Annotated in this window: 20 protein-coding genes and 1 tRNA gene; 17 read left to right on the top strand and 4 right to left on the bottom strand. The window is 32.0% G+C overall.

The window, feature by feature from the left end:
- The coding region (locus tag AC8IGH_RS03250) for an O-linked N-acetylglucosamine transferase, SPINDLY family protein (RefSeq protein ID WP_507419283.1) at window positions 1-1,524 on the top strand (1,524 nt) is incomplete at its 5' end.
- Between the two features lie 22 nt (window positions 1,525-1,546).
- Here the strand turns inward: AC8IGH_RS03250 and AC8IGH_RS03245 are convergent.
- Both AC8IGH_RS03245 and AC8IGH_RS03240 read right to left on the bottom strand, forming a co-directional pair.
- Window positions 1,547-2,032: a hypothetical protein gene (locus tag AC8IGH_RS03245; protein WP_507419282.1), complete on the bottom strand. Its 486-nt coding sequence runs from the start codon at window positions 2,030-2,032 to the stop codon at window positions 1,547-1,549.
- Window positions 2,022-2,603 (bottom strand): hypothetical protein, encoded by a 582-nt coding sequence (locus tag AC8IGH_RS03240; RefSeq protein WP_507419281.1) that lies wholly within the window; start codon window positions 2,601-2,603, stop codon window positions 2,022-2,024. The genes AC8IGH_RS03245 and AC8IGH_RS03240 overlap by 11 nt, the downstream gene beginning before the upstream one ends.
- Before the next feature lie 237 nt (window positions 2,604-2,840).
- Between AC8IGH_RS03240 and AC8IGH_RS03235 the strand changes: the two genes are divergently transcribed.
- A tRNA-Thr gene (locus tag AC8IGH_RS03235) sits at window positions 2,841-2,916 on the top strand.
- Between the two features lie 3 nt (window positions 2,917-2,919).
- Here AC8IGH_RS03235 and AC8IGH_RS03230 read toward each other — a convergent pair.
- Window positions 2,920-3,288 (bottom strand): hypothetical protein, encoded by a 369-nt coding sequence (locus tag AC8IGH_RS03230; RefSeq protein WP_017970647.1) that lies wholly within the window; start codon window positions 3,286-3,288, stop codon window positions 2,920-2,922.
- Window positions 3,289-3,294: 6 nt separating this feature from the next.
- Entirely contained in the window at window positions 3,295-4,269 is a 975-nt protein-coding gene (locus AC8IGH_RS03225; RefSeq protein ID WP_507419280.1) for a quinone oxidoreductase family protein, read from the bottom strand.
- Window positions 4,270-4,302: 33 nt separating this feature from the next.
- On the opposite strand from AC8IGH_RS03225, the gene AC8IGH_RS03220 reads away from it, so the two are divergent.
- The 15 genes from AC8IGH_RS03220 to AC8IGH_RS03150 all read left to right on the top strand — a co-directional run.
- Window positions 4,303-4,755, top strand: a complete 453-nt coding sequence (locus AC8IGH_RS03220; RefSeq protein WP_507419279.1) for a tetratricopeptide repeat protein — start codon at window positions 4,303-4,305, stop codon at window positions 4,753-4,755.
- A gap of 110 nt (window positions 4,756-4,865) precedes the next feature.
- On the top strand, window positions 4,866-5,234 hold the full coding sequence (locus AC8IGH_RS03215) for an NADH-quinone oxidoreductase subunit A (protein WP_507419278.1): 369 nt from the start codon (window positions 4,866-4,868) through the stop codon (window positions 5,232-5,234).
- On the top strand, window positions 5,231-5,749 hold the full coding sequence (locus AC8IGH_RS03210; protein WP_507419277.1) for a NuoB/complex I 20 kDa subunit family protein: 519 nt from the start codon (window positions 5,231-5,233) through the stop codon (window positions 5,747-5,749). The genes AC8IGH_RS03215 and AC8IGH_RS03210 overlap by 4 nt, the downstream gene beginning before the upstream one ends.
- 2 nt (window positions 5,750-5,751) lie before the next feature.
- Window positions 5,752-6,336, top strand: a complete 585-nt coding sequence (locus AC8IGH_RS03205) for an NADH-quinone oxidoreductase subunit C (RefSeq protein ID WP_507419276.1) — start codon at window positions 5,752-5,754, stop codon at window positions 6,334-6,336.
- On the top strand, window positions 6,336-7,511 hold the full coding sequence (locus AC8IGH_RS03200; protein ID WP_507419275.1) for an NADH-quinone oxidoreductase subunit D: 1,176 nt from the start codon (window positions 6,336-6,338) through the stop codon (window positions 7,509-7,511). The genes AC8IGH_RS03205 and AC8IGH_RS03200 overlap by 1 nt, the downstream gene beginning before the upstream one ends.
- Window positions 7,508-8,104, top strand: coding sequence for an NADH-quinone oxidoreductase subunit NuoE (gene nuoE, locus AC8IGH_RS03195; protein ID WP_507419274.1), 597 nt, complete (start codon window positions 7,508-7,510; stop codon window positions 8,102-8,104). Before AC8IGH_RS03200 ends, nuoE begins: the two co-directional genes overlap by 4 nt.
- Window positions 8,105-9,379, top strand: a complete 1,275-nt coding sequence (gene nuoF, locus AC8IGH_RS03190) for an NADH-quinone oxidoreductase subunit NuoF (RefSeq protein WP_507419273.1) — start codon at window positions 8,105-8,107, stop codon at window positions 9,377-9,379.
- Window positions 9,380-11,416: an NADH-quinone oxidoreductase subunit NuoG gene (gene nuoG / locus AC8IGH_RS03185; protein ID WP_507419272.1), complete on the top strand. Its 2,037-nt coding sequence runs from the start codon at window positions 9,380-9,382 to the stop codon at window positions 11,414-11,416. It begins immediately after the preceding gene.
- The gene (nuoH, locus tag AC8IGH_RS03180; RefSeq protein WP_507419271.1) at window positions 11,416-12,417 is read left to right on the top strand and encodes an NADH-quinone oxidoreductase subunit NuoH; all 1,002 of its coding nucleotides are present in this window, start codon (window positions 11,416-11,418) and stop codon (window positions 12,415-12,417) included. The genes nuoG and nuoH overlap by 1 nt, the downstream gene beginning before the upstream one ends.
- Before the next feature lie 2 nt (window positions 12,418-12,419).
- Window positions 12,420-12,905 carry an NADH-quinone oxidoreductase subunit NuoI gene (gene nuoI, locus AC8IGH_RS03175; RefSeq protein ID WP_507419284.1) on the top strand — a complete coding sequence of 162 codons (486 nt, stop codon included), beginning with the start codon at window positions 12,420-12,422 and terminating at the stop codon, window positions 12,903-12,905.
- Window positions 12,902-13,522 (top strand): NADH-quinone oxidoreductase subunit J, encoded by a 621-nt coding sequence (locus tag AC8IGH_RS03170; protein ID WP_507419270.1) that lies wholly within the window; start codon window positions 12,902-12,904, stop codon window positions 13,520-13,522. The genes nuoI and AC8IGH_RS03170 overlap by 4 nt, the downstream gene beginning before the upstream one ends.
- Window positions 13,518-13,826 (top strand): NADH-quinone oxidoreductase subunit NuoK, encoded by a 309-nt coding sequence (gene nuoK, locus AC8IGH_RS03165; protein WP_029206237.1) that lies wholly within the window; start codon window positions 13,518-13,520, stop codon window positions 13,824-13,826. The genes AC8IGH_RS03170 and nuoK overlap by 5 nt, the downstream gene beginning before the upstream one ends.
- A complete protein-coding gene (gene nuoL / locus AC8IGH_RS03160; protein WP_507419269.1) occupies window positions 13,827-15,731 on the top strand; it encodes an NADH-quinone oxidoreductase subunit L in 1,905 nt (634 codons plus the stop codon).
- 1 nt (window position 15,732) lies between these two features.
- Window positions 15,733-17,211: an NADH-quinone oxidoreductase subunit M gene (locus AC8IGH_RS03155; protein ID WP_507419268.1), complete on the top strand. Its 1,479-nt coding sequence runs from the start codon at window positions 15,733-15,735 to the stop codon at window positions 17,209-17,211.
- On the top strand, window positions 17,208-17,734 hold a 527-nt coding region (locus tag AC8IGH_RS03150), incomplete at its 3' end, for a proton-conducting transporter transmembrane domain-containing protein (protein ID WP_507419267.1). The genes AC8IGH_RS03155 and AC8IGH_RS03150, both read left to right, overlap by 4 nt.

Genomic DNA, 17,734 nt, shown 5'->3' with positions numbered 1-17,734 from the left:
ATTATGCCGTTATCGATTGGTCTTGATTATATAAAAGATAAAAAATTTACAGAAGCTTATGAGTTTTTTACTCAATACTTAGTTAATGAAATGAATCCTGAGCCTTTAAAAGCTCAAGCGTTATTTTATAAAGGAGTTTGTTTAACTGAACTTAAGATACCTGAGGAGGCAACAAAGGTATTTAAAAAACTACATAAAATTAATCCTAACATTAGCTTTATTCACGGCACTCTAATTAATTATATGATTAAAATTTGTGATTGGGATTTTTACAGCAAAGATTATTCAAAGTTGATGGAAAGCTTAAATAATGATGTTAAAATTATTCCAGCATTTACAAGTTTATTAATAACTAGCTCAGAGGAGTTGCAGTTAAAGATTGCTAAATTATGGGGACGAGAAAAATATAACTCATCAAATCCGCAGACTTTAGAAAAATATTCAAGAAGTGGCAGACGTATAAGAATTGGATATTTTTCCTCTTATTTTAAACAACACCCAGTTTCAACTTTGATGGCAGAATTTTATGAGCTTCATAATAAAAAAGAATTTGAGATTTTTGCATTTTCTTATGGCGATCAAAAAGATGATGTAATGAATAAAAGAATTAAGCTTAGTGTTGATCATTTTATTAATGTCTCTGATAATAGTGATGAAGAGATAGCAGCGCTTGCAAGAAAGCATGAGATAGACATTGCAATTGATTTAAATGGAACAGGTGAGGGTAATAGATCACTTATATTTTCCCATCGCATAGCACCAATTCAAATTGGTTATATGTATGCAGGTACTATGGCAACAAACTATATGGATTATTTAATTGCAGATGAAACTGTAATTCCAGAGACATCACGTCAGTTTTATACTGAGAAAATTTTAAATTTACCCAATTGTTATATGGTTAGAGATTCAAAACTTCTAATTACAAACTTAGAATTTGAGAGACAAGAATTGGAACTACCAAATAATGGCTTTGTATTTTGTTGTTTTAATCAAAGTAGCAAAATTAATCCTGAGACATTTGATAGTTGGTGCAGAATATTAAATAAAGTTGAAGATAGTGTTTTGTGGTTATTAGAAGACAATCCTTTAATGGTAGATAATTTAAAGTTTGAAGCCAAGAAAAGATTTATTGATCCAAAGCGAATTGTTTTTGCAAAAAAAAGCCCACAACCCTTTTATTTAGGCTTATATAAATATGCTGATTTATTTTTAGACACCTTACCTTATAATGCACACACTACAGCTGGTGATGCTTTGTGGGCGGATCTACCAGTATTAACCTGTTTTGGCACAACATATGCAGGTCGTGTTGCAGCCAGTCATTTAAAATCTATTCAATTACCTGAGCTGATTACTTATAGCCGTGATGAATTTGAAAAACTTGCAATTGAACTTGCAAATGATCGAAAGAAACTAAATTCCATTAAAGAAAAATTAATAGCAAACAAAAAAACTGCACCTTTATTCGATACAGTGTTATTTGTTAAAAACTTTGAAGAAAAGTTAAAGCAACTCCTTTAAATGTTTCAAATAAAATAGTTTATTAATAGTAACCATCAAACTTAGCGTAAACAAAACCATTACTTTGTTTCTCTCTTTTTTCTTCTGGTTCTGTAGTACTACATGGTCTAATCCATAGACGATTTTTTTCTATCATTTCTGGTGTTAAGCCATATCCATAAGGAATTGGTTTTCCTTTCACTACAGATTGAACAGGGTTAGGTATTTGTTTTTTAACCACAGGATCTTCAATCTTTACTTGTAATTTATTCTTTGTCTCCAAAGCAATTTTTTCATCTTTGATTTCTTGCTCTATTTTTTTAATAGAGTTTTTTATGACATCAAATGAATTTTTGCACTTAGGGTTTTTTAGAATTTTTTTTAAAAGCTCTAAAAACTTATTTCTAACATGCTCAAGTGTATCTCGATTAGATAAATCTTCTTTTTTAAGATTTTTATAAAGCAAATTTCTTTTTTCAAATTCAGCTTTTATTTTATCTTCTATAAAGTTTGAAAATTTATTTTTCATGATGATACTCCTTACCAAATCTATCGAGCATATATTCTCTATATATTTTGTAGTATTTAGCGTGCATTGAATTTTCAATAGTCATCAACCTTGACTGAGCACCTATACTTATACAATCACGAGAAAACACTATTCCAAGAACTTCATCTTTATTTCCTAGTCCATTTAGTATTTTTTTTATTTCACCATATTTTTTAAGATGAATGTCTTCGTAGTTATAACTATTTTCCAAAACATTTTTTATTTCGCTGTTATAGTGACCATTCCTTACACAGCTTAATCTTCTGATATGCCAACCATTTTGAATTAGATGAAAACACATATCTATTTGAATAGGAGTGATGGGATCTAAAAATTCTAATAATTGATCGCGATATCTTTCAAACTCTTTCTTATTTTCTCCGTAAACAATAAATCTCTTTGAACAAAATCCATTTTTAATATTATTCTTTGAGACTTGGTATTTAGCTCTTTCACTTGTTGGACCTTTTTTGCTTTTAGCTTTTTCAGCTAATACGTTACTAAATGATGCCTTTGTTTCAGCATCATTTTCTTCTTTAAAAGATGTCATATGACAACTCCTTCATGTTTCACCAAATAAAAATAGGCAAGCGCTAAGCTTTATTTGGTAGTGATTGATGACTTTCTGAAGGTCTTAACAGACACAAGGTTTTAACCTTGGAGCCACATAGGGCGCAGGAATAATCCTGAAATTTATTAATAGCATACTAATACTAATAAATAAAGATCAATAAATTATTTGTTTTTATAATTAAAGTTATGTACTAAAATCACGTTTTTACTAAATGCCCTAATAGCTCAATTGGTAGAGCAACTGATTTGTAATCAGTAGGTTTGCGGTTCAAGTCCGTATTAGGGCACCATACTTATCTTTTAAACGTAGACCTCATTGCAATTCTAAAACACAAAGTTCCAAGGAGTGCACCACCATAGACAATTAATAGCGGATAAAAATCATGATTAGCTAGCGCTGCATACCAAGGGGCAAGCGCGAGAATGAACGGAAAAAAAATTAATCCTAAAAAGGCAATGATTGGACCAAAAACTTCTTTAACTACAGCAAAACAAATAAACAAACCCCAGAACGCAGTAATTACATAAATTAATATTCCAACAAGAAAAAGTGGACTTAGTCGTATGGCTTTAAATCGAGGTCTAAATGTTTCGTTATTGTTAATTCTCTCAGCTTCTACTTCTTTAACTTCAATAATCTCTTTTTCTTTATTGTCAGACAATTTTAATTAAGGAATTAAAATAGCAGGGCCTGTTAATTTTCTAGCCTCTAATTCTTCGTGTGCTGTAACAGCATCTTTAAGTGCAAATTTTTTAAATATTTTAACTTTAAATTTATTAGTTTTGATTGCATCAAACACAGTGTTTGCGCTGTTTACTAATTCTTCCCTAGTAACCGTATAATGAGCAATAGATGGACGTGTGAAAAATAATCCCTTAGGTGCGATATGTTTTTTAGGATCAACTTTTTCAACTAATCCTGAGGCATTGCCAAAAGAAACCATTGTTCCACGAATGGCTAAACATTCAATGGATTCTTCAAATGTTTTAGCTCCCACACCATCGTAGACAACATCTAACATTTTGCCATTTGTAATTTCTTTAACTTTTTGTGAAAAACTTTCCTTTGAATAATTAATTACAAAATCACAACCATTTTCTTTTGCAATTGCAACTTTTTCTTCAGAACCAACTGTTCCAATAACTTTACAACCTAATGATTTAGCCCACTGACACAATACCTGTCCAACTCCACCAGCTGCTGCATGATATAAAATAAATTGATCTTTTTTAACTTTGTATGCTCTATGAAGAAGATATTCAGAAGTAATTCCCTTAAGCATAATGCATGATGCAATTTCATCAGAAATATAATCTGGAATTTTTACTAACTTTTCTTGAGGGTAAATTTGTTTTTCTGAATAAGATCCAGGAGGCGCTGCAGCATGAGCAACACGATCGCCAACTTTAAATTCTTTTACATCGGATCCAATTTCTTCAATCACTCCAGCAGCCTCAAGTCCTATGCCAGTTGGTAGTGGTAGAGGGTAGGTTCCTGATCTATGGTAAACGTCGATATAATTTAAACCGATTGCTTTATTTTTAATTAAAACTTCATTTGGAGCTAATTTTTTAAGCTCAACATCTACAAACTTCATTACGTTTGCATTACCAGTCTCTGTAATTCTGATTGCTTTAACCATTTTTTGTAATTAATATTAAAACATATTTTTCTTATGATAAAAACAATATTTCTATCTCTTTTACTTATATTTTCTTTCAATACCCTTAATGTGAGAGCAGCAGATTCAGGTCCTCCTCCACAAGTTATTCAAAAAACTAACCCAAGTTATGCTGAGGCCAAAACTTTAGTTAAAAGTAAGAAATTTGATAAGGCAGTTGTAATGTTCGAAGAGTTATTAAAAGATAGCAAAAACTCCAGTAACCCTGATATTTTAAATGACTACGCTTATTCACTAAGAAATTTAAAACAATACGATAAAGCTGAAAAGTTTTATCTAGCAGCTCTTAAAATTAACCCAAAACATGCCGGAGCTAATGAGTATTTAGGTGAACTTTATTTGCAAACTAAACGACCAGATGAAGCTAAAAAAAGATTAGAAGTTCTAAAAACTTGTAATTGCGAAGAATATAAAGAATTGAAAGAAAAGATCGAAAAGTACAAATAATTTCCTCAAAGAATCCCTTTAAAAACAATAATTTTTACCTAAAAATCTATTCACAGTTGTGCCAAATTGAATGTTTGGTTGTTTTTATTCTTATTATATAAGAATGGCCAATGTTCTTCGAATACTTACAGAATTACTTAACTATTTTAATTTTTTTGTTTGTAGCAATTGGAATTGGAATAGCCTTCATCGTTGTTAACTTTCTGTGCGCGCCAAGCAAGCCGGATGCTGAAAAACTTTCAGCTTATGAGTGCGGATTTGAACCGTTCGGAGATTCTCGAATGAAGTTTGATGTGCGTTTTTATCTAGTATCTATTCTTTTTATTATTTTCGATCTTGAAGTTGCTTTTCTTTTTCCTTGGGCGATCACTTTAGGTCAAATTGGTGCATTAGGTTTTTGGTCAATGATGATTTTTCTTGGAATATTAACCGTTGGTTTTATTTATGAATGGAAAAAAGGAGCTTTGGATTGGGAATGATTCAAAATAAATTAGATCAAATTCCTGAAGAATTTAAAGAGCTTGCAAAAGAATTTAGTGAAAAAGGTTTTATTACTACCTCTAGTGAAAATTTAATTAATTGGGCAAGAACAGGTTCTTTACACTGGATGACTTTTGGTCTTGCATGTTGTGCAGTAGAGATGATGCAAGCATCGATGCCACGATACGATCTTGAAAGATTTGGAGCAGCCCCTCGAGCATCTCCAAGACAGTCGGATGTAATGATTGTTGCTGGAACTTTAACAAATAAAATGGCTCCGGCACTTCGTAAAGTTTATGATCAGATGCCTGAACCTCGTTATGTAATTTCTATGGGAAGTTGCGCTAATGGAGGTGGCTACTATCACTATTCATATGCAGTGGTCAGAGGTTGTGACCGTATCGTTCCTGTTGATGTATATGTACCAGGATGCCCACCATCCGCGGAAGCATTATTGTATGGAATTTTGCAATTACAAAAAAAGATTAGAAGAGAAGGAACATTCGAGAGATAATTATGTACAAAGTTAATTTTGATACCAATATAAAAAATGAATTTAAATCATTAAATATAACTGAAAATTTTTCTGAACCGGTTCTTGAAATATCTACAGAAGAGTTGCCAGGTTTATTAATTTATTTACGTGATAATAAAGATTTAAGATTTAGACAGCTTATTGATATTTTAGGTGTCGACTATCCTAAACGCGAAAACAGATTTGATGTTATTTATTTATTATTGAGTCATGAATTTAATAACCGAATTACAGTTAAAACTTCAGTAAAGTTAGAAGAGAGTTTACCAAGCGTTGTTTCAATTTTTCCAGTAGCCAATTGGTTTGAAAGAGAGGCATTTGATATGTACGGGATCAAGTTTACAAACCACCCAGATCTTAGAAGAATTCTAACTGATTATGAGTTTGAAGGTTATCCGCTTAGAAAAGATTTTCCTTTATCAGGTCATACAGAGGTTCGATACGATGATGAGGTTAAAAAAGTAGTCTATGAACCAGTAAAATTATCCCAAGCCTATAGAGATTTTGATTTTGAGTCTCCATGGGAAGGAACAAAGTACATTAAGAAAGAACAGGATAAGAGATAATGGCAAAAGAAACGAAAACCATGAATCTAAACTTCGGTCCGCAGCATCCTGCAGCGCATGGAGTGTTAAGATTAATTCTTGAACTAGATGGTGAAGTTATCGAGAGAGCAGATCCCCATATTGGACTACTTCATCGAGGAACAGAAAAATTAATTGAAAATAAAACTTATACTCAAGCCGTTCCTTATTTTGATAGATTAGATTACGTTGCACCAATGAACCAAGAGCATGCATTTGCTCTTGCGATTGAAAAATTATTAGACATAAAAGTACCAGCTCGTGGAAGTTATATTCGAGTAGTCTTTTGTGAAATTGGAAGAATTTTAAGTCATATTTTAAATATTACAACTCAAGCATTAGATGTTGGCGCATTAACTCCATCTCTTTGGGGATTTGAAGAGAGAGAAAGATTAATGGTGTTTTATGAAAGAGTTTCAGGATCCAGATTACATGCAAATTATTTTAGACCCGGAGGAGTTCACCAAGATTTACCCATTGGACTTAAAGAAGATATTTTAGATTTTTGTAAGGGTTTTCCAAAAGTTATTGATGATTTAGAAAATCTTCTGACGGACAATAGAATATTCAAACAAAGAAATGTTGATATTGGAATTGTAAGTCCGCAAGATGCAGTAGCGCATGGTTTTTCAGGCGTGATGTTGAGGGGATCTGGAATTGCTTGGGATCTTAGACGATCTCAACCTTATGAAGTTTATGATCAATTTAAATTTAAAATTCCAATTGGAAAAAATGGAGATTGTTATGATCGTTATCTTTGCAGAATTGAAGAGATGCGTGAGAGTACAAAAATTATTATTGATGCTTTAAAAAATCTTCCAGAAGGTCCTGTGATGACAACTGACGGAAAAGTATCACCACCTTCAAGAGCAGCCATGAAAAAATCTATGGAAGCTTTAATTCATCATTTTAAATTATTTACAGAAGGTTATCACGTTCCAAAAGGTGAAGTTTATGCTGCGGTGGAAGCACCTAAAGGAGAGTTTGGAGTTTATTTAATTGCTGATGGCTCTAATAAACCTTACCGATGCAAAATTAAAGCTCCAGGTTTTGCACATTTGCAAGCAATGGATTATGTGGTGAAGGGCCATATGTTAGCAGACGTTCCAGCAGTTTTAGGATCTATGGACATTGTATTTGGGGAGATCGATCGATGAGTGGTAAACATGTTGCAAAAGATCAACCTAGTTCGTTTGAATTTAATACGGCTAATCAAAAGCGTATTGAGGAAATTTTAAAAAAATATCCTGCAGAGCGAAAAAAGAGTGCAGTAATGCCACTTTTAGATCTAGCACAAAGACAGCATGATAATTGGATACCTAATGCAGCAATAAAAAAAATAGGTGAAATTTTAGGTGTTCCATACATAAAAGTTTATGAGGTTGCAACTTTCTATACGATGTACAATTTAGCGCCCGTTGGTAAATATTTTGTACAAGTTTGCACGACATCTCCTTGCATGATTAGAGGATCTGGCAAAATTGTTAATCTTTGTAAAAAATATATTTCAGAAAAAGAGGGAAAATTAAGTAATGATAAAAAAGCTTCTTGGATTGAAGTTGAATGTTTAGGTGCATGTGTGAGTGCTCCAATGATGCAAATCAATGATGATTTTTATGAAGATCTAACAGAAGACACAGCAGCTAAAATATTTGAAGGAATTAAAAATGACAAATTGCCTAAACCTGGATCACAGAAAGGTCGAGTAGGCTTTGAACCTAATAAAAGATTAACCTTAGTTAAAAATTAAATGCTGCAAGATAAAGATAGAATATTTACAAATTTATATGGAGATTTTGGTTGGGATGTTAAATCTGCAAAGTCTCGAGGTGACTGGAAGGATACTAAGGATATTATTGCAAAAGGAAAAGATTGGATCATTAACGAAGTAAAACTTTCCGAACTTCGTGGTCGAGGAGGCGCTGGATTTCCAACTGCTATGAAATGGTCTTTTGCTCCTAAAGAAGTAAAACCAGGTCGTCCTCATTATTTAGTTATTAATGCAGATGAATCGGAACCTGGAACTTGTAAAGATAGAGATATTTTAAGATTTGAACCGCAAAAATTAATTGAAGGATGTTTAATCGCATCTTATGCAGTGAATGCAAATACTTGTTATATTTATATTCGTGGCGAGTACATTGCAGAAAGTAAAATTTTACAAACAGCAATCGATGAAGCTTATAAAGAAGGATTGATTGGTAAAAATGCATGCGGAACTGGATTTAATTTAGATATTTATATTCATCTTGGTGCAGGTGCATACATTTGCGGAGAAGAAACTGCATTACTTGAAAGTTTAGAAGGTAATAAGGGTCAGCCAAGATTAAAACCACCATTTCCAGCTTTAATAGGTCTTTATGGATGCCCAACAATTGTAAACAATGTTGAAACAATTGCAGTGGTTCCAACAATATTAAGAAGAAGTGGAAAATGGTTTGCTGGATTTGGTAGACCTAAAAATACTGGAACAAAGATTTTTTGCATTTCTGGAAATGTAAATAATCCATGTAACGTTGAAGAGGAAATGGGAATTCCTTTAAAAGATTTAATTGAAAAACATGCAGGTGGAGTAACTGGTGGATGGGATAATTTACAAGCGGTGATCCCAGGCGGATCTTCAATGCCAGTACTTAGCAAAAGTATTTGTGAGACTATAAAAATGGATTTTGATTCTTTGGTTGAAGCAAAAAGCGGACTTGGAACCGCTGGCATAGTCGTAATCGATAAGTCACAAGATATTGTTAAGGTTATAGCCAGAATTGCGAGATTTTATAAACATGAAAGTTGTGGTCAGTGTACTCCTTGTAGAGAAGGCTCTGGTTGGATGTGGAGAATGTTAGAGCGAATTGCAAAAGGTGATGCTGAAGTTGCAGAATTAGACATGTTAATGGATGTTACTAAACAAATTGAAGGTCATACCATTTGTGCATTTGGTGAAGGATCGTCTTGGCCAGTTCAAGGTTTATTAAGACACTTTAGAACTGAAATGGAAGAAAGATTAACTCATAAGAAAAATATATAAATGCCTAAAGTAAAAGTAGATGGAATTGAAATAGAAGTGCCACAGGGTGCAACAGTGTTGCAAGCCTGTGAAGTTGCTGGAAAAGAGATTCCAAGATTTTGTTATCACGAAAGATTATCTATCGCTGGTAATTGCAGAATGTGTTTAGTGGAGATGGAAAAATCACCCAAACCTGTAGCATCATGCGCAATGCCTGTAGCTGACGGACAGGTAATTTATACAAATACAGAAATGGTAAAAAAAGCAAGACAAGGTGTTATGGAATTTTTACTTATCAATCATCCATTAGACTGCCCAATCTGTGATCAAGGTGGCGAATGTGATCTTCAGGATCAGTCAATGAAGTATGGAGTTGATAAATCTAGATACGAATTAAATAAAAGATCAGTTAAAGAAAAATACATGGGACCGTTAATCAAAACGGTTATGACAAGATGCATTCATTGTACACGCTGTGTTCGATTTGCAGAGGAGATTGCTGGAGTGCCAGAAATTGGTGCAATAAATCGTGGGGAAAATATGGAAATTACAACTTATTTAGAAAAAACTTTAGACTCAGAATTGTCAGCAAATGTAATTGATCTTTGTCCTGTTGGTGCATTGACATCTAAGCCTTATGCTTTTGAAGCAAGACCTTGGGAGTTAACAAAAACTGAAAGCATTGATGTAATGGATGCAGTTGGTTCTAATATTCGAGTTGATACAAAAGGTTGGGAAGTAAAAAGAATTTTACCAAGAATTAATGATGAGATTAATGAAGAATGGCTTTCTGATAAATCTCGTTACGCCTGCGATGGATTATTAAAAAATAGATTAGACACGCCTTTCATTAAAATAGATGGCAAGCTTCAAGCTTGTAGTTGGGATGATGCATTTCAATTTATTTCTGACAATACAAGAGGTTTTACTGGAGATAAAGTTTTTGGGGCAGTGGGTGATCTAGTTGATGTTGAAACTATGTATATGTTTAAGAAATTCTTTAAAGACGTTTTGTCATCAGATAATATTGACTTTAGACCGACAAATTATTTTATCGATCCATCCCATAAAGCTAATTATTTATTCAATACATCCATAGCTCGTTTAGAAGAAGCAGACTTGGTAGTTTTAGTTGGATCTAATCCAAGATTAGAAGCGGCCATTTTAAATGCTAGGATTAGAAAAGCTTATTTAGCTAGAAAAACCAAGGTTTATTCAATTGGTGACGTGGGGGATCTTACTTATCCGCATGAGAATGTTGGTTCATCATTTTCAGCATTGGGAGAAATTTTAGCTAAAAATGGAAAAATTTATAACAGTCTTAAATCTTCAAAAAAACCAGTTTTTATTATTGGTGAATGTGGATTAAGTTCAAATGGGGAGTATGTCTTAGAAACAGTTAAAAAGATTTTAAAAGATAATAATTTTTTAAATAATGACTGGAACGGTTTAAATATTCTTCATCAAAACGCATCAAGTGTTGGCGCGATATATTTAAATTTACTTAAATCTAATTTTTTAGAAAAATTAAATGATGATACATTAAAAGTAGTTTATCTTTTAGGTGCTGATCAAATTAAAGTTAAGCCCGTTAATAAATTTATAATTTATCAAGGGTCACACGGTGGCTTAAATAGTAAAATTGCAGATGTCATTTTACCAGGCGCTGCTTATACAGAAAAACAAGGGCTGTATGTTAATACTGAAGGAAGAGTACAAAATGCTAATAAAGCAAGTTTTCCTCCTGGTAATGCCAAAGAGGATTGGAAAATACTTAGAGCGTTGTCAGATGTATTTAAAAAGACAATTGATATTAATACTCATCTAATTTTAAGAGAAAATTTATTTAAAGACTATCCAGTATTTAAAGAAGTAGATGAAATACCTAAGTCTACAATTGATAGTCTAACATTTAAAAATGTTACCCCTGTAAATGGAAATATTAAAATTACTGATTTTGATTTTTATTTCTCAAATATTATCGCAGCTTCATCAAAAACAATGGATGAATGTAAAAAAGCTAAACAAGTTTTACAAAAGACAGGAACGGATAATTAATGTTTTTAGAATATTTAAATATTGTTTTGTATGATCTTTTAAAGATCGCAGCTTTACTTGTTCCAGTATTAATTGCTGTTGCAATGATTGTATGGGTGGATCGAAGAGTGTGGGGCGCTGTCCAACTTAGAAAAGGACCGAATGTTGTTGGACCATTTGGTTTGTTACAAACAGCAGCAGACGCACTTAAATATATTTTTAAGGAAGTCATTATTCCAATTCATGCTAATAAAGTAATTTTTATAATTGCTCCAATTGTAACAATGTCGTTAGCTTTAATTGCTTGGGCAGTTATTCCATTTAGCGAAACTTTAGTACTTGCAAATATCAACGTTGGAATTCTTTATATCTTTGCGGTGTCTTCTCTTGGCGTCTATGGAATTATTATGGCAGGTTGGGCATCGAACTCTAAGTATCCATTTTTAGGAGCACTAAGATCTGCAGCGCAGATGGTTTCATACGAAGTTTCCATTGGATTTATTATAATAAATGTATTGCTATGCGCTGGTTCTTTAAACTTAGTTGATATCGTCCTAGCACAAAAGAATATTTGGTACGCTATTCCATTATTCCCGATGTTTGTTATCTTTTTCATCTCCGCACTAGCTGAGACCAATAGACCTCCATTTGACTTACCGGAAGCTGAGGCTGAATTAGTTGCAGGCTATCAAACCGAATATTCAGGAATGATGTATGCCTTATTCTGGTTAGGTGAGTATGCAAATATTTTACTATTATGCGGACTTGGTTCTGTTTTATTTTTAGGTGGTTGGTTATCACCAATCGACGCTTATCCGTTTAATGCAATTCCATCCCCACTTTGGTTAATTTTTAAAATACTTTTTTTATTTATTTTATTTGCTTTAGTGAAAGCTATTGTGCCTCGATATCGTTATGATCAATTAATGAGATTAGGTTGGAAAGTATTTTTACCTTTCTCATTGTTCTGGGTCGTATTAACAGCAGCGTTTTTATATTTTTTTAACTTATTACCAAAATGAAAATAAAATTTTCTAGAATATTAAAAATTATTTTTTTATCAGAATTTGTTAAAGGGCTTTATCTTGCTTTTATTTATATGTTTAAAAGAAGAGCAACTGTTAACTATCCATTTGAAAAAGGACCCATCAGTCCAAGATTTCGTGGTGAACACGCGCTGCGTAGATATCCTGATGGTGAAGAGAGATGCATAGCATGTAAATTATGTGAAGCGATTTGTCCTGCTCAAGCAATTACAATTGAAGCTGAACCTAGAGAAGATGGATCAAGAAGAACAACTCGATATGACATCGATATGTTAAAATGTATTTACTGCGGTTTATGTCAAGAATCTTGTCCAGTAGATGCAATTGTACAGGGTCCTAACTTTGAATTTGCAACAGAAACAAGAGAAGAGCTTTATTATAACAAGCAAAAACTTTTAGAAAATGGTGACAAATGGGAAAAAGAATTAGCACACAACATTAAAGTAGATAAATCATTCAGATGATAGCACACGCATTAATTTTTTATTTATTGTCTTTTATAACTATTCTTTCAAGTATTATGGTTATTTCATCAAAAAATACTGTCCATTCAGTTTTCTTTTTAATTTTAGCATTCGTGAATGTTTCCTGTTTATTTATTATGATTGGCGCTGAGTTTGTTGGCATGATTTTACTTATTGTTTATGTCGGGGCTGTTGCAGTGTTATTTTTATTCGTTGTGATGATGTTAGAGGGAAACTTTGTAAAAATTAAACAAGGTTTCTTGCAATATATGCCTTTTGGTTTTTTTATTGCTTTAGTAATATTTTTTGAATTAATTATTATTATTGGAAGTTGGCAGTATAAATCTGAATTTATTAAGACTGCAAAAATTGCCTACGATGCAAAGGAAACTAATACTGAACAGATTGGAAAATTAATTTACACAGATTATTTCTTACCATTTCAGCTTTCAGGTATAGTTCTATTAGTAGCTATGATAGGGGCTATTTTGCTCACTTTTAGACGTAGAGACAACCTTAAGAGACAAGACATTTTAAAACAATCATCCCGTGAGAGAGAGGATTCAATTGAGCTAGTAGATGTTGAAAGTAATAAAGGAGTTAAGATCAATGATTGAAATTACTTTAGCTCATTATTTATTTCTATCTGCAATCATTTTTACGCTAGGTGTATTTGGAATATTTGTTAATCGTAAAAACGTAATTGTTATCTTAATGTCCATTGAATTAATTCTACTTTCAGTGAACATTAATATGGTGGCATTCTCTGTTTATTTACAGAATATAACAGGGCAAATTTTTACTCTCTTTATATTAACTGTTGCAGCCGCTGAAGCAGCAATTGGTCTTGCAATACTTGTGGTGTTCTTCCGTAATAGAGGATCTATTCAAGTCGAAGACATCAACTCAATGAAAGGTTAAATGCTTTATTTAATATTATTTTTACCTTTGCTTGGATCTTTTATTTCAGCTTTTTTTTACAAAAAGATTGGTGAAAAAAGTTGTCAGATCATCACTTCTGCATTTATTGTTATTGGAGCTATTCTTTCATCAATTATTCTACTTGAAACAATAAAGACTGGTAAAAATTATGAGTATCCAATTTTAAATTGGATTACATCTGGATCATTAAAACTACATTGGTCTATTTATGTAGATTCACTTACGGCAGTCATGCTTGTAGTTGTAAATTCAGTTTCGGCTTTAGTTCATATTTATTCAATTGGTTATATGAGTCACGACCCTCATAAACCAAGATTTATGTCTTATCTTTCTCTTTTCACATTTATGATGTTGTCGCTTATTACTGCTGACAACTTCTTACAATTATTTTTTGGTTGGGAGGGAGTTGGACTAGCATCGTATTTATTAATTGGTTTTTGGTTTAAAAAAGAATCTGCAAACAATGCATCTATGAAAGCATTTATTGTTAATAGAGTAGGTGATCTTGGATTGCTAATTGCTATGTTTTTAATTTTTAAAACTTTTGGAACTTTAAATTTTGGTGAAGTTTTTTCTCAAGCAGCGGATCAGTCTAAAAATTCAATTAAGATTTTTGGTGGTGAGTACAATTTAATCACAACGATTTGTATTTTCCTATTTATCGGAGCTATGGGTAAATCTGCACAAATTCTTCTTCATACTTGGCTTCCTGATGCTATGGAAGGTCCAACACCTGTATCAGCATTAATTCATGCAGCAACCATGGTTACAGCTGGAGTATTTTTAGTTGCAAGATGCTCACCATTATTTGAGTATTCACAATATGCCTTAAACTTAGTTGCTTTTGTTGGGGCTACGACTGCAATCTTTGCTGCATCCGTTGCAATTGTTCAAACAGATATAAAAAGGATCATTGCCTACTCTACGTGCAGTCAACTAGGTTATATGTTCTTTGCAGCTGGAATGGGCGCATATAATGTTGCTATATTTCACTTATTTACTCATGCTTTTTTTAAGGCACTTTTATTCTTAGGAGCAGGATCAGTTATTCATGCATTTCATGATGAGCAAAATATCGAAAAAATGGGCGGAGTATGGAAAAAAATTCCTTTAACTTATGCATTAATGTTAATTGGAACACTTGCGCTTACGGGATTTCCATTACTTGCAGGGTTTTATTCAAAAGATGCAATTATAGAGTCGGCTTATTTTTCTAAAAGTTTATTTGCAGGTTACGCCTTTGTAATTGGTGTTACTACAGCATTTATTACTTCAATTTATTCTTGGAGATTAGTTTTTAAAACTTTTCACGGCAAATATAACAATTCAATGAGCTTTGAAAAAGTACATGAGTCAGGACCAGTAATGATTATTCCATTAATATTACTTGCCGTTGGCGCAATATTTTCAGGTTATGTATTTCATGAAATATTTATTGGGGAGAATACGAAATTTTGGGGTAAGGCAATATTCTTCTTAAAACAAACAGCGCATGGTCATCCACCACTATGGTTAATGATTTTAATTCCAACCTTAGTCATTTTTGCAATTCCTTTGTCTTTTATTTTGTTTTTAAAGAGAAAAGATATTGTGGAAGGCTTTGTTAATAACAATAAACCTTTTTATAATTTTTTATTAAAAAAATGGTATTTCGATGAACTTTACGATTTAATTTTTGTTAAAAGCTTTAGAGGAATTGGAAATTTCTTATGGCAAAGAGGAGATGTTAAAACAATAGATGCCTACGGTCCTGACGGTCTTGCTAAAGTAGTAAAAAATTTATCAGACAGAGCAAGTAGAGTTCAATCAGGTTACTTGTACCATTATGCAACTGTAATTTTAATTGGTTTAATATTAATTATTTCTTTTTTAATTATTCTTTAACATGAATTTTCCTATTTTATCATTTTTAACTTTTTTCCCATTAGTAGGAGTTATTTTTATTTTACTAAGACGTGGAAGTGATGAAGTTGTTGAACGTTCATCAAAGACTATTTCAATTTTAGTATCAATAATTAATTTTATTGTTTCGTTATTCTTATGGAGTAAATTTGATCAATCAATTTCAGGATTTCAATTTGTTGAGGAAACTAAATGGATTAAAAATTTTGTTTCATACAAGATGGGAATTGATGGAATTTCAATATTCTTAGTTTTGCTTACAACTTTTATTTCACCATTATGTATTTTTGCAGCCATTAACAGTCTAAAGAAAAGAATTAAAGAATTTTTAATTGCAATTTTGATCATGCAAACTTTTATGATCGGAGTATTTTGTGCTTTAGATTTATTTTTGTTTTTTTTATTTTTCGAAGGTGGGCTAATACCAATGTTTTTAATTATTGGTATTTGGGGTGGAGAAAGACGTGTTTATTCAGCTTTAAAATTCTTTTTATACACGTTTTTAGGCTCAATTTTCATGTTGATAGCAATTATCGCCATCTACTGGAATATGAACACATTAGATCTTGTAAAATTAATGGGATCAAAAATTCCTGAAAACTTACAATATTGGATGTGGATAGGTTTTTTTATTTCATTAGCTGTAAAACTTCCAATGTGGCCAGTTCATACATGGTTGCCAGATGCTCACGTTGAAGCACCTACGCCAGGATCTGTAATTCTTGCAGCAATTTTACTTAAAATTTCAGGATATGGGTTTATTAGATTTTCTCTTGGATTATTCCCAATTGCCTCACATTATTTTGCAAATTTTGTATTCGTTTTGAGTGTTGTTGCAATTGTTTATGCATCTTTAGTTGCTTTAATGCAAACAGATATGAAAAAACTAATTGCCTACTCATCTGTTGCTCACATGGGTTATGTAACGATTGGAATCTTCTCTTTTACTAAACAAGGAATAGATGGGGCTATATTTCAGATGATAAGTCATGGATTGATTTCTTCCTCTTTATTCTTATGTGTTGGCGTTTTGTATGATCGTGTTCATAGTAGATTAATTCAAGATTATTCAGGCGTTGTTAATATTATGCCAAAGTTTGCTTTAGTATTTGTATTCTCATCTCTTGCTAATGTTGGTTTGCCTGGCACAAGTGGATTTGTTGGAGAATTTTTAACATTAATTGGAACTTTTAAAGTAAATTATATTGTAAGTATATTTGCTGCAACGGGTGTTATTTTATCTGCAGCTTATTCATTGTGGCTATGTAAGCGTGTAGTATTTGGTGAATTCAAAGTTAACAATCATGGTGAAAAATTATTAGATTTAGACCTAACAGAAATTGCTATTTTGTTTATGCTGATGATTTTAACAATTTTATTTGGAGTTTATCCAAATTTAATTTTAGAACCAATTTCTTCTTCAGTAGATTTAATTGTTAAAAATTTAGGAGCTGTAAAATGAGGAGTATCATTCCTGAACTATTATTATTATTAAGTTCATTTTCATTATTAATTGTTGGAGTTTTTTCTAAAACTTTTAATAAAATAATAAATTACATTATTGTTACTTTATTAGCAGCGCTAATAATTATTGTTTACTTTAATTTTACAGGATCAACTACCTTGTTCGGTAATAGTTATACAATTGATCCATTATCGAACTTTATGAAAATATTAGTCTTAATTTCGGTAATGTTTACGATGTTAATTTCAAATACTTATCTTGAAAGATTAAATATTGCTAAATTTGAATATCCGATCGTATTATTACTTTCCACTCTTGGAATGTTTGTGATGATTAGCGCAAATAATCTAATTGTTTTTTATTTAGGATTAGAACTTCAATCTTTATGTCTTTATGTGCTTGCTGCAATTAACACAAAATCTCTTAAATCTTCAGAGGCAGGCTTAAAATACTTTGTTTTAGGCTCTTTATCTTCAGGTCTCTTATTATATGGTTGTTCGTTAGTTTATGGATTTACAGG

The sequence above is a fragment of the Candidatus Allofontibacter sp. genome, assembly GCF_038145245.1.
In the GTDB taxonomy this organism is placed as follows: Bacteria; Pseudomonadota; Alphaproteobacteria; order Pelagibacterales; family Pelagibacteraceae; genus Fontibacterium.
This window is presented reverse-complemented; position numbering and strand designations above follow the sequence as displayed.